Origin of the sequence: Streptomyces sp. NPDC001502, from assembly GCF_042894785.1 — a bacterium.
In the GTDB taxonomy this organism is placed as follows: domain Bacteria; phylum Actinomycetota; class Actinomycetes; order Streptomycetales; family Streptomycetaceae; genus Streptomyces; species Streptomyces kutzneri.
In genome coordinates this window covers 16,278-28,009 of record NZ_JBIAVW010000034.1, presented here as the reverse complement: position 1 = coordinate 28,009, position 11,732 = coordinate 16,278, and the positions used below count along the sequence as shown (strand labels likewise).

The 11,732-nt window shown below is 72.0% G+C and carries 9 protein-coding genes and 1 pseudogene; 7 read left to right on the top strand and 3 right to left on the bottom strand.

Translation table 11 applies throughout. The features are described 5' to 3' along the window. Positions 1-22 precede the first annotated feature (22 nt). Together ACFY0D_RS37170 and ACFY0D_RS37165 are read left to right on the top strand one after the other, a co-directional pair. Positions 23-574: a hypothetical protein gene (locus ACFY0D_RS37170; protein WP_390802308.1), complete on the top strand. Its 552-nt coding sequence runs from the start codon at positions 23-25 to the stop codon at positions 572-574. A gap of 37 nt (positions 575-611) precedes the next feature. Next, positions 612-1,565, top strand: a pseudogene (locus tag ACFY0D_RS37165) (helix-turn-helix transcriptional regulator); the annotation flags it as partial. A gap of 313 nt (positions 1,566-1,878) precedes the next feature. Here ACFY0D_RS37165 and ACFY0D_RS37160 read toward each other — a convergent pair. Both ACFY0D_RS37160 and ACFY0D_RS37155 read right to left on the bottom strand, forming a co-directional pair. Next, a complete protein-coding gene (locus tag ACFY0D_RS37160; RefSeq protein ID WP_390802307.1) occupies positions 1,879-3,000 on the bottom strand; it encodes a phosphatase PAP2 family protein in 1,122 nt (373 codons plus the stop codon). Between the two features lie 242 nt (positions 3,001-3,242). Continuing rightward, a complete protein-coding gene (locus ACFY0D_RS37155; RefSeq protein WP_390802306.1) occupies positions 3,243-4,358 on the bottom strand; it encodes a hypothetical protein in 1,116 nt (371 codons plus the stop codon). A gap of 304 nt (positions 4,359-4,662) precedes the next feature. On the opposite strand from ACFY0D_RS37155, the gene ACFY0D_RS37150 reads away from it, so the two are divergent. Next, a complete protein-coding gene (locus ACFY0D_RS37150; protein WP_390802305.1) occupies positions 4,663-6,333 on the top strand; it encodes an MFS transporter in 1,671 nt (556 codons plus the stop codon). 250 nt (positions 6,334-6,583) lie between these two features. Beyond that, positions 6,584-7,756: an acyl-CoA dehydrogenase family protein gene (locus ACFY0D_RS37145; protein WP_390802304.1), complete on the top strand. Its 1,173-nt coding sequence runs from the start codon at positions 6,584-6,586 to the stop codon at positions 7,754-7,756. 9 nt (positions 7,757-7,765) lie between these two features. On the opposite strand, the gene ACFY0D_RS37140 is transcribed toward ACFY0D_RS37145, so the two are convergent. Continuing rightward, the gene (locus tag ACFY0D_RS37140) at positions 7,766-8,215 is read right to left on the bottom strand and encodes a cell division protein SepF (RefSeq protein WP_052875748.1); all 450 of its coding nucleotides are present in this window, start codon (positions 8,213-8,215) and stop codon (positions 7,766-7,768) included. Between the two features lie 285 nt (positions 8,216-8,500). Between ACFY0D_RS37140 and ACFY0D_RS37135 the strand changes: the two genes are divergently transcribed. The 3 genes from ACFY0D_RS37135 (at position 8,501) to ACFY0D_RS37125 (ending at position 11,707) form a co-directional block, all read left to right on the top strand. Then, on the top strand, positions 8,501-9,781 hold the full coding sequence (locus ACFY0D_RS37135) for a DUF5685 family protein (RefSeq protein WP_390802303.1): 1,281 nt from the start codon (positions 8,501-8,503) through the stop codon (positions 9,779-9,781). A 77-nt stretch (positions 9,782-9,858) separates the two neighbouring features. Then, positions 9,859-10,674 carry a DUF1684 domain-containing protein gene (locus ACFY0D_RS37130; protein ID WP_390802302.1) on the top strand — a complete coding sequence of 272 codons (816 nt, stop codon included), beginning with the start codon at positions 9,859-9,861 and terminating at the stop codon, positions 10,672-10,674. Between the two features lie 136 nt (positions 10,675-10,810). After that, a complete protein-coding gene (locus ACFY0D_RS37125; RefSeq protein WP_390802301.1) occupies positions 10,811-11,707 on the top strand; it encodes a S1 family peptidase in 897 nt (298 codons plus the stop codon). Positions 11,708-11,732 lie beyond the last annotated feature (25 nt).

Genomic DNA, 11,732 nt, shown 5'->3' with positions numbered 1-11,732 from the left:
TCGGAGACCGGTGGTGAGCCAGATGCTCCAGAGCAGACACCCACGCGCCCACCCACACGTAGACCCGCGCGCACCCGTACGGGCCGCGGCCTGCACGGCGGCCGCGGTCCTGCTGGCCGTCCCGGCGGCCGTGGGGTGGTCCGCACCCGCGGTGGCGGCGGGGCCGCCGGGCCCACCGTCCGCAGCCGTCCTGATCCTGCCGGCCGCGGACGGGCCCGCGGATCCCGCGGCGGCCAAGGAACAGATCGAGAAGAACTGGACCGCATTCTTCGACCCGAAGACCCCGACCGACGAGAAGGCCGGGCTGTTGCAGCACGGCGACCTGCTCAAGGTGCTGCTGGACGGCTTCTCGGCCGGTGCCGAAGCGGCCAAGACCTCCGCCAAGGTCACCGGCGTCACCTTCACCTCGCCCACCGAGGCCGAGGTGACCTACGACCTGAAGGTCGGCGACGAGACGGTACTGCCCGGCAGCAAGGGGACCGTGGTGTTGGAGGACGGGGTCTGGAAGGTCTCTCTGAAGACCCTCTGCACACTCGTCGAGCTGAGCGGCGCCGAGGCACCGCTGGTCTGCTGAGGCCCGGCCGGGCGCGGCGCGCTGGCAGACTCTGGGGATGCTCGATACCTCCGCACGACTGCTGCGCCTGCTGTCCCTGCTGCAGGCCCACCGCGAATGGACCGGGGCCGATCTCGCGGACCGCCTCGGGGTCACCGCGCGGACGGTCCGGCGCGACGTGGACCGGCTGCGGGAGCTCGGGTATCCGGTGAACGCCAGCCCCGGGACCGGCGGCGGCTACCAGCTGGGCGCGGGGGCCGAGCTGCCGCCGCTGCTGCTGGACGACGACGAGGCCGTGGCCGTCGCCGTAGGCCTGCGGACCGCCGCCGGGAACGGGGTCGAGGGCATCGGGGAGGCCTCCGTACGCGCCCTCGCGAAGCTGGAGCAGGTGCTGCCGTCGCGGCTGCGCCGCAGGGTGTCCGCGCTCAACGAGTTCACCGTACCGATGCTACGAGGCGCCCAGCGGTCCACCGTGGACCCCTCGGTGCTGACCGAGCTGGCCTCGGTCTGCCGGGACGCCGAGCGGCTGCGCTTCGGGTACCGCGACCACGAGGGGAACGTCAGCCGCCGCACCGTCGAACCGCACCGGCTGGTGTGTACCGAGCGGCGCTGGTACCTGGTCGCCTGGGACCTGGACCGGGAGGCGTGGCGGACCTTCCGCGCGGACCGGATCGAGCCCAGGCCTCCGCACGGACCGCGGTTCACCCCGCGCCCGGCGCCCGCCGAGGACCTCGCCGCGTACGTATCCGAGGGCGTCTCGCAGCGGGTGTACGCGGCCCGCGCGCTGGTGCGGCTGAAGGTTTCGGCGCAGGACGCGGCACGGATCATCGGGCCGAGCGACGGGGTCCTGGAACCGGTCGACGGGCAGAGCTGTCTGCTGCGCACCGGGGCGGTCAACCTGGACGTTCTGGTGATTCACGTCATGCTGCTCGGTTGTGAGTTCGAAGTGGTCGAGCCGCCGGAGCTGACGGATCGGATCAGGGCCGCGCGTGATCTCCTGGGGAGGGCCGTGGAGACCGGAGAAGTGAAGGAAATGTAGGGGAGCTGAGGGGGATTCAACTGGTCTGGTCCAAGAGGATCGCGGCAATCCCGGACAGGAATTCGCCAGGGTTCGGCGCAAATTCCAAACCGCCTGAACCCCGGGCGTGTCGCGGACCGGTAAATAATTTGCGGCTGTTGATATTCTGTGACACAAGCGTGACCCGGGACGGACGAACGTCCGGGCGTGGCGCTGACGAACGGCGAAGGCGGGCCGGGTCCGAGGACCCGGCCCGCCTTCGTGCGTCGCGGGGAGAGGTGGTGCGTACCGCCCCCGCGGTGGGACGTCAGCCCCCGGCCACCGGACGGGCCGCGGCCCCCCGGGCGGGGGCCCGTTCGGTGTGCGCCGGGCGGCGGCTGCCGACCGGCGTGACCGGGGTCCGCTCGGAGCGGATCACGTGCGGCCGGCCGGCCGGATGCACGGCGGGCCGGGCGGTGGGGGAATGCGCGGTGACGTTGCTCGTGGCGCTCGTGGTGGTTGTGGTGCTCGTGGTGGCCGCCACGGCCACGGTCGCCGTGACGGGCTGCGGGACCGGCTCCGCGGCGGTGCCGGCAGCCGTCTCGGCGGGACTCCGCAACTGCCATTTGCCGCCCGCCGAAAGCAGCGGGGTGAGCACGGAGACGACCGGCGCGGGCATCCGGCCGGTCTCGGCGCGGCGGCGCAGCAGCTCGCGCACGTCGAAGACGTAGGCCTCGGTCCGGGCGATGAGCGGCTCGAACCAGGGGAGGGCCAGCAGGATCAGCAGGCCCGCGGACCAGCCGAGCAGGACGTCACTGACCCAGTGGGTGCCGAGGTACACGGTGGTGGCGCCGACGCTCAGCGAGACGACCGCGGACACCACGGACAGCACCCGGCGGGTGACCCCGGTGGAGGCCAGGTAGGCCAGGATTCCCCATGTCACCACGGCGTTGGCGGTGTGACCGGAAGGGAATATATCGCCACCGGCGAAGAGTTCGGCGGATCCGATCTCCGTGGCGTAGTGCGGACCGAGCCGGCCGAGGCCGAGCTTGACGGAGCCGACGGTGATGTTGAGCAGCAGCAGCGCCACGCCGAGGGTGATCAGCGGGCGGAGGGTGTGCTGCCGCCAGGAGCGCCAGCCGAGCCAGGCGGCGACCATGACCGCGGTGGGTCCGCGCTGGCCCAGCACGACCAGATAGTCGAGGAAGGCGTGCAGCTGCGGCCACTGCTCGTAGGGCCGGAAGAACATGATCTGCCAGTCCAGGCGGACCAGCCAGGAAGTGGTCAGTACGGCAACCACGATTGCGAGATAGAAGGCGAGGGTCGATCCCAGGAGTACGACGCGGTGCCGGCTCATCTGCGGGGTTTGCAGATGAGCCGGTCGCTCTGGTTCCCGGTCCAGCCGGGCGAACACCCGCTCCAGACGGGTCAGGATTTGGTCGGTACGCACTCAATCGACGTTACCGCCCGTCGATGGTCGGCCCGGGCGAATCGCGGGCTTTGTGATGACCATGTGATGTGGAGTTGGTCTCACGCGGGACTTAATTCCCGCTATTTCGACAGCGGTTGGCGGCTGCTTGATCCACTGTCTCGGCGAATTGATTCGGTCACTTATCCGGACTTTATTGCCGCGCGGGCCATTTCTTTTGCTGAAAGATGGACCGGAATGATCCGTTCCGTGACGTGGGGGCTCTATGGAGGACCCGAGCCGTTCAGCCAGAACGCCCCGTAGACCGCCGAGGCCAGGGCCAGCGCTCCCACCACCGCGGCCGCCCGCCCGGTCCGCCACCGCGACAGCGCCACCGCCGGCGGCAGCAGCAGCGGGAAGGCGGGCAGCAACAGCCGGGGCTTGGAGCCGAAGTACCCGGACGCGCACAGCGCCAGCGCCACGACGATCCCGCAGTACACGAGCAGCGGCACCGGCTGCCGCTGCCCGACGCACTTCGCGTACAGCCAGAGCACCAGCACGACCCCCGCGATCAGCCCCACCCCGGCGAGGAACGCGGACGAGGCCAGCTTCGCCCCGATGAACCCCGCGAACGCCCAGCCGCCGTCGAAGCCGTTGCCCCAGCCGCCCTGCACGTCCAGGTAGCCCAGCAGACCGCCCCCGGTGCGCGCGCCGACCCACAGGACGTACGCCGCCGCGCCCGCCGGAGCCAGCAGCACCCCCGCGACCGTCCGCCAGGACCGCTCCCCGCGCCGCCAGGCCATCGCCGCGGCCACCCACACCGCCGCGACCACCGCCGCGCCGACCGGGCGGGTCAGCCCGGCCCCGGCCGCGAGCAGCCCCGCCGTCAGCCACCGTCCGCGCAGGGCCCCGTAGAGCGCCCAGGCGGCCAGGGCGGTGAACAGCGACTCGCTGTACGCCATGGACTGCACGATCCCGACCGGCAGCGCCGCCCAGACCGCGACCGCGAACACCCCGGCCCGGCGGCCGTGGACCAGATCGGCCACCGCGAAGATCCCCCAGGCCGCGGCGAGCCCCGCGATCACGGACACCACCAGACCCGCGGAGCCGTACGAGAACCCGGTCGCGGCGGACACCACCCGTTCCAGCCACGGCAGCAGCGGGAAGAACGCCAGGTTCGAGTGAACGTCCCCGTTCGGGAGGAGCACCTCGTACCCGTACCCCTCCGCGGCGATGCGGGCGTACCAGAGCGAGTCCCAGCGGGCCGACAGCAGCGTGTGCGGGCTGCTGCCGACCGCCGCGCCCCACGCCGCGAGCACGGTCAGCCCGAGCAGCCGGACCGCCGCGAAGACGGCCAGTGCGGGCGCGGCCCGGCGAAATCCAAGATCTTCCACAGACATGATTATCGGTGGAGCCGGCAATACGTCCCTCAAGGGGCAGGGAACGTGGCGTGCGGAAACCACGGGCCGTGAGTGCGCGTGTACACGGGGGAAGGAGGGCGGCGGAGGGAGTGGCATACACCACACCGGGGCCGCCACCGGGATGAGAGCTTGACCACGTGTCGGGCAGACGAACTCGCGTACGCTGACCGTTCACTCGCGTGTCGATGCCGGACCCCGTGGGACGCCGCACAGCGCACCACCCCCCGTGGCTCCACAAGACGCTGGTCCGCCGAGCGCGAGGGATCACCTGGGAGGTACATGCATGTCGGGGACGAACGCGGCCGGGGTCAAGACCCCTTCCCCCTGGCAGCGGCTGAACGCCGCCTCCGGTGGGACCAACCGCTGGGTCGTCCTGGCGGTGCTCTGCGTCAGCCTGGTCCTCGTCGCGCTCGACGCGACGATCCTGCACGTCGCCGTCCCCTCCGTGACCGAGGACCTGCGCCCCGGCTCGATCGAGCTCCTGTGGATCGTCGACGCCTACCCGCTGGTCTGCGCCTCGCTGCTCATCCTCTTCGGCACCCTCGGTGACCGGGTCGGCCGCCGCCGCATCCTCCTCCTCGGCTACGGGCTCTTCGGCGTGGCCTCCGCGATCGCGGCCCTCGCCGACAACGCCCAGGTCCTGATCGCCGCGCGCGCCCTGCTCGGCATCGGCGGCGCGATGATCATGCCCGCCACCCTGTCGATCCTGCGGCAGGTCTTCCCCGACCGGCGCGAGCGGGCGCTCGCCATCGGCATCTGGACCGCCGTCGCCGCCATCGGCGCGGCCAGCGGCCCGGTGCTCGGCGGCTTCCTCGTCCAGCACTTCTGGTGGGGCTCCGTCTTCCTCATCAACATTCCGCTGATGGCACTGATCCTGCCGCTCGGCCGCTGGCTGCTGCCGGAGTCGCGCGGATCCGCCGACGGGCCGTGGGACGTGCTCGGCGCGCTGACGGCCGCCGCCGGAGTGCTCGGCACGGTGCTCGGGATCAAGCGGCTGGGCGCCGAACGCCGGCTCCTCGACGCCGAGGCGCTGCTCCCGCTGCTGCTGGGCGTGGTGCTGCTCGTGCTGTTCGTGCGGCGGCAGAAGCGGCGCGAGCACCCGCTGATCGACATGCGGATGTTCTCGCGGGCCGCCTTCTCCACCTCGGTCGCCTGCATCGTCCTCGCCATGCTGGCCCTGGTCGGCCTGGAGCTGATCGCCGTCCAGTACCTGCAGCTGGTGCTGCACCTCAGCCCGCTGGAGACCGGCCTGCGGCTGCTGCCGCTGACCTTCGCCGCGATGGCCGCGGGCGCCACCGGCTCGTACACCCTGGGGCGGGTCGGGCCGCGCACGATGGTGTCGCTGGGCTTCGTCCTGACGGCCTTCGCCGTGCTGCTGCTGACGCTCATGGGCCAGCACGACCGGCCGCTGCTGCTGACCATCGGCTTCATCCTGCTCGGCTTCGGGCTGCAGACCACGCTGTTCGCCGCGTACGAGTCGATGCTGAGCGAGGCCCCGTCGGCCACCGCGGGCGGCGCCGCCTCGATCGGCGAGACCTCGTACCAGCTGGGCGCGGGCATGGGCATCGCGCTGCTGGGCAGCGTGATGAACGCGGCGTACCGGCCGGGGCTGGTCGGGGTGCCGGGGGTGACGGCGGCGGATTCGGCGGGCGCGGCGAATTCTCTGGGCGAGGCCTACCAGATCGCGGCGCACCTCGGGGGGCCGGCGGGGGCGTCGCTGTACGCGGCGGCGCGGCAGTCGTTCGTGCACGGACTGCATGTGACGTTGCTGGTGAGCGCGGTGCTGTTGTTCGCGGGGGCGGTGATGGCACTGAAGTTGCCGCGGGCGATGGATTGCGGGGCGGTGGAGGACGAGGCGGCGCCGGCCGCCGGCGAGGCCGTGCGGTTGCCCGCGCAGGCGAAGGGTGAGGTGCGGTCGGCCCCGGTCCCGGCCCCGGTCGAGCAGGCGGGCTGACGCCGTCCGGTGCCGCCGGGTGCGGCGCCGTTGCCGGGGGCGCTGCCCCCGGAACCCCGCACCTCAAACTCCCCCAGCTACCGCTGGGAGGTACCCCCTGGCGGGGCGGGGCGGGGCTGGGTTGGTGAGGCGGGGCCGGGTTGGCGGGGCCGGGTTGGTGGGGGCTGGATTTGCCCGGCGCGGGCGAATAGCTTCGGACGAGCGCAAAACTTGCGCTGCTAGGTTCTGTCTCAGGCCGCCGGGAGGCCCAGTGTCCGCGTTCCTGCCCCATGATCCGCTCGGGCTCGACGAGCTCCTCGGGCCCGAGGACCTCGCCGTCCGGGACACCGTCCGCGCCTGGGCCGCCGACCGGGTGCTGCCGAACATCGCGCAGTGGTACGAGAGCGGGGAGCTGCCCGGGATCCGTGAGCTGGCCCGGGAGCTCGGTGGCATCGGAGCGCTCGGGATGTCCCTCCAGGGCTACGGATGTGCCGGTGCAAGTGCCGTGCAGTACGGGCTCGCCTGCCTGGAGCTGGAGGCCGCCGACTCCGGGATCCGCTCGCTCGTGTCGGTGCAGGGCTCGCTCGCCATGTACGCGATCTGGAAGTACGGCTCCGAGGAGCAGAAGCAGCGCTGGCTGCCCGGTATGGCGGCCGGCGAGCTGATCGGCTGCTTCGGGCTGACCGAGCCCGATGTGGGATCGGACCCCGCGGCGATGCGGACCTTCGCCAAGCGCGACGGCACCGACTGGGTGCTGAACGGCCGCAAGATGTGGATCACCAACGGTTCCGTCGCGGCGGTCGCCGTGGTGTGGGCGCAGACCGACGAGGGGATCCGCGGTTTCGCGGTGCCGACCGACACCCCCGGGTTCTCCGCGCCGGAGATCAAGCACAAGTGGTCGCTGCGGGCCAGCGTCACGAGCGAGCTGGTGATGGACGACGTACGGCTGCCCGCCGACGCGGTGCTGCCGCTGGTCACCGGGCTCAAGGGGCCGCTCGGCTGCCTCAGCCACGCGCGGTACGGGATCATCTGGGGATCCATGGGCGCGGCGCGGGCCAGTTTCGAGTCCGCGCTCGACTACGCGAGGACGCGGGAGCAGTTCGGCAAGCCGATCGGCGGTTTCCAGCTCACCCAGGCCAAACTGGCGGACATGGCCCTGGAACTCCACAAGGGCATCCTGCTCGCCCACCACCTGGGCCGGCGGATGGACGCGGGCACCCTGCGGCCGGAGCAGATCAGCTTCGGCAAGCTCAACAACGTCCGCGAGGCCATCGAGATCTGTCGCACCGCGCGGACCATCCTCGGCGCCAACGGGATCTCCCTCGAATACCCCGTCATGCGGCACGCCACCAACCTCGAATCGGTCCTCACCTACGAGGGCACCGTCGAGATGCACCAGCTGGTGCTGGGCAAGGCGCTCACCGGCCTGGACGCCTTCCGGTGAGAGCCCTGCTCAGCTCTGGTTGAAGAAGTCGCGTGAGCGGCCGCCCGCTTCGCCGCTGACGATCTGGGTGTCGGCCGGGGTCAGGAGGAAGACCCTGGTCGCCACCCGCTCGATCGAACCGCGCAGCCCGAAGGTCAGTCCGGCCGCGAAGTCGACGACGCGCTTCGCGTCGCCCGGGTCCATCGACGACAGGTTGACGATCACCGGGACCCCGTCGCGGAACAGCTCGCCGATGCCCCGCGCGTCACGGAAACCGTCCGGGGTGACCGTCGCGATGCGACGGCCGTGCTCCACGGCCGACTCGGATGCCACGCGGACCCGCGGGTCGGTGACCCACTGCTCGCCGGGGCCGGCCACCGAACCCTGGGCGGCCTCCGCGTAGTCGTCGTCGTAGTAGCGCTCGTCGTCGCTGTCCTCCACGAGACCCAGCCAGGCACTCGCCTTGCGCACCGAACCCATGGACTGCCTCCTTTCACCGCGGTCAGTCTGTCTTCTCTCCGCTGCCCCTATGCTCGTCCATGATGCTGACAACGCGCCAAGTGGATAGTCGCCGCGCAGGGGTTTCGTGACGGTACTGGTGCAGAACATCCGTTGCACGGTCAAGGATCCTGGTGGCTACCACTGCTGACTGAGTGAAAATACGACCGCAGCCGCCGTACGGGTGAGCGACGCGGACGTACGGGTGAAACGCGCGGGTCGATACGATGCCCGGCAAGCACGCGTACGACACACGGGGGAAGCAGCTTGTTCGGCATCGTGAGACCTTGCACGCACAGGTTGGGGGAGCGGTTCAAGGCGGAGTGGATGGCCCATCTGTGCGGGCTCTGCCTGGCACTTAGGGGAGACCACGGACAGTTCGCCCGGATCGTGACGAACTATGACGGGCTGCTCGTCTCCGTTCTGACGGAGGCTCAGTCGGGTACCGCGCCCGAAGCCCGGCGCACCGCCGGGCCCTGCCCGCTGCGCGGGATGCGCACCGCCTCCGTGGCCCAGGGCGAGGGGGCGCGGCTCGCCGCCGCCGTCTCGCTCGTGCTCGCCTCCGCCAAGGTGCGCGACCACGTGGCCGACCGGGACGGGCTGTTGGCCCGCGCTCCCATCGCCGCCGCCGCGCGCAAGGTGGCCCGGGGCTGGGACCGGGCCGGAGCCCGCACCGGGGCCTCGCTCGGCTTCGACACCGCTGTGCTCGTCGACGCCGTGGACCGGCAGGCGGGCATCGAGACGCTCGCGGGCCTCGGCACTCCCGTGCTCGTGGTGACCGAGCCGACCGAGACCGCGACGGCCGCCGCCTTCGCGCATACCGCGCAGCTGGCCGGACGGCCGGGCAACGCCACCGCGCTGGCCGAGGCCGGCCGGTACTTCGGCCGGCTCGCGCACCTGCTGGACGCGGTGGAGGACCAGGGCGCCGACGCCGTCGCGGGCGCCTGGAACCCGCTCACCGCCACCGGGACCTCGCTCACCGAGGCCCGCAGGCTCTGCGACGACGCCCTCCACGGCATCAGGCTGGCCCTGCGCGAGGTCGAGTTCACCGACGCGGGGCTCGCCCACCGGCTGCTCGTGCACGAGCTGCGCACCTCGGTGGACCGGGCCTTCGGCGCCGGTAGCTGCGGCCACACGGCGACGGCCTCCGCAGGTCAGGGCGGCAACCCGTACGCGGGTGGGCCCGCGGTGGAGAGCCCGTACGGGTCGAACCCCTACGGCGGGAATCCGTACGGCGGCAACCCCTATGCCCCGAACGCCCCCCAGGCCCCCGGCGGCCCGGGTATGCCGCCGCCCATGGGGCCCGGCGGAGGCGGCGGTGGCGGCGGCCGGCCCCCGCAGCGGCCGCGCCGCGGGCTGCTCGCGGGCTGCGCGGTGGCCATCGGGCTGTTCTGCACCTGCCAGATGTGCTGCACCGAGTACGAGGGCCCGTGGTCGCGGGAGCGCCGCGAACCGCTCTGTGACGGCGAGGACTGCTGCGACGGCTGCGACTGCTGCGGCGACTGTGGATGCAGCGACTGCTGCTGCTGTCCCTGCGACGGCTGCTGAGGCTCTTTCAGAATTCACAGGTCCGGACGGCGTACGCGGGGATTCCCGTCCGGACCCGTGTGGAAGGGTTGAGCGGGATGAGCGACGACGCAGACGACCCGCACGCCGCGTGGCGGGAATGGCACGAGCGCAGGGCGGCGGCCGTGTCCGCGCCCTACGGCCCCCTCGCGCTGACCGGAACCTTCTGGCTCGCCGACTACCCGGAAGGTCGAATTCCGGCCGTTCCGGGGCACTGGCGCCGGACAGGGACCGGTGTGGCGCTCACCGCCACCGCCGGGGACTCCTGCCGTCTCGACGGCGAGCCCTTCACGGGTGACGTCGTCCTGGGCGCCGACGAGGCCCCGCCCGCGCACTCCAGGCTCTCCGCCGGGGAGCCCCGGATCGTGGTGATCCGGCGCGAGGAGGAGTGGGGCGTCCGCGTCTACGGCCCCGCCTCCGAGGCCCGCCGGGCCCACGCCGGCCTCGAAGCCACCCCCTACGACCCGGCCTTCGTACGGCCGGGGCGATTCCGTCCGTACGCCGAGGACCGCAGCGTCCGGGTGGAGAACGCCGACGGGCGGGCGCGCGGACTGGACCTCGGCGGGGAGCTGGTCTTCTCCTTCGGGGGAGCCGAGCACACCCTCCAGGTCGCCGTCGACGCCGACGACGGCAGCCTCTGGGCCGTCTTCGGCGATGCCACCGCCGGGCGCTCCAGCTACCGCTTCCGGTTCCTGAAGCCCGGCATACCCGACGCGCGAGGCGCGATGGCGGTGGATTTCAACCGCTCCCTGCTGCCTCCCTGCGCCTTCGCGGACCACTTCATCTGTCCTTTCCCGCCGCCCGGGAACACGCTGCCCTTCGAGGTGACGGCGGGCGAGCGGAGGCTGAAAGCCGCTCTTGCGACCGGTATCTGACGACAGGACACTCCCGACAGCGCTTGTCAGGGGCACGGCCAAAGTTCATGCGCCCGCCGTGCCCCCGGCTGCGCCTCACGGGCTCTGGCAACCCCCACGACCGCCGGGCCCCCGACCCTCTCCAGGAGGACGAGAAGTGAGGATCAAGCGCATGACCCGTACCAGGCTGCTCGCGGCGGCCACCGGCCTGGCCGCCGCCGCAGCGCTCGCCGTCCCCACGGCCGCGAGCGCGGACTCCGACCGGGACGGCAAGGACACGGCATTCAGCGCCGACCGGCTCGCCTCGGCCGGCGCCTCCGTCCTGCGCGCCGACGTGGCGGGCACCGCCTGGCACACCGACCCCGCCACCGGAACCCTCGTGGTCTCCGCCGACTCCACGGTCTCCGAGGCCGGAATCGCGAGAATCAAGCGCGAGGCCGGAGCCGACGTCGGAGCCCTGCGCATCGAACGCATCCCCGGCAAGCTGACGAAGCTGGTGTCCGGCGGCGATGCGATCTACGCGAACAGCTGGCGCTGCTCCCTCGGCTTCAACGTGCGCAGCGGCAGCAACTACTACGCCCTGACCGCCGGACACTGCACCGACGGCGCGGGCACCTGGTGGACCAACTCCGCCCGCACCACCGTCCTCGGCACCACCACCGGATCCAGCTTCCCCACCAACGACTACGGCCTCATCAAGTACGCCAGCAATACGCCGGTGCCCCCCGGGACCGTCGGCAGCCAGGACATCATCAGCGCCGTGAACGCCACGGTCAACATGTCGGTGACCAGGCGCGGCTCCACCACCGGCATCCACAGCGGCCGGGTCACCGGGCTCAACGCCACCGTCAACTACGGCGGCGGCGACATCGTCTACGGCATGATCCGCACCAACGTGTGCGCCGAACCCGGCGACAGCGGCGGCCCGCTCTACTCGGGCACCCGCGCCGTCGGCCTCACCTCCGGCGGCAGCGGCAACTGCTCCTCCGGCGGCACGACCTTCTTCCAGCCCGTGGTCGAAGCCCTCAACGCCTACGGTGTCAGCGTCTACTGACGGTGGCTCACGCGCCCCTGTCACA

Coding starts and splice junctions, on each gene's coding strand:
- ACFY0D_RS37170 (WP_390802308.1), top strand. CDS start 23: ATGCTCCAGAGCAGACACCCACGCGCCCACCCACACGTAGACCCGCGC.
- ACFY0D_RS37150 (WP_390802305.1), top strand. CDS start 4,663: ATGTCGGGGACGAACGCGGCCGGGGTCAAGACCCCTTCCCCCTGGCAG.
- ACFY0D_RS37130 (WP_390802302.1), top strand. CDS start 9,859: ATGAGCGACGACGCAGACGACCCGCACGCCGCGTGGCGGGAATGGCAC.
- ACFY0D_RS37140 (WP_052875748.1), bottom strand. CDS start 8,215: ATGGGTTCGGTGCGCAAGGCGAGTGCCTGGCTGGGTCTCGTGGAGGAC.
- ACFY0D_RS37155 (WP_390802306.1), bottom strand. CDS start 4,358: ATGTCTGTGGAAGATCTTGGATTTCGCCGGGCCGCGCCCGCACTGGCC.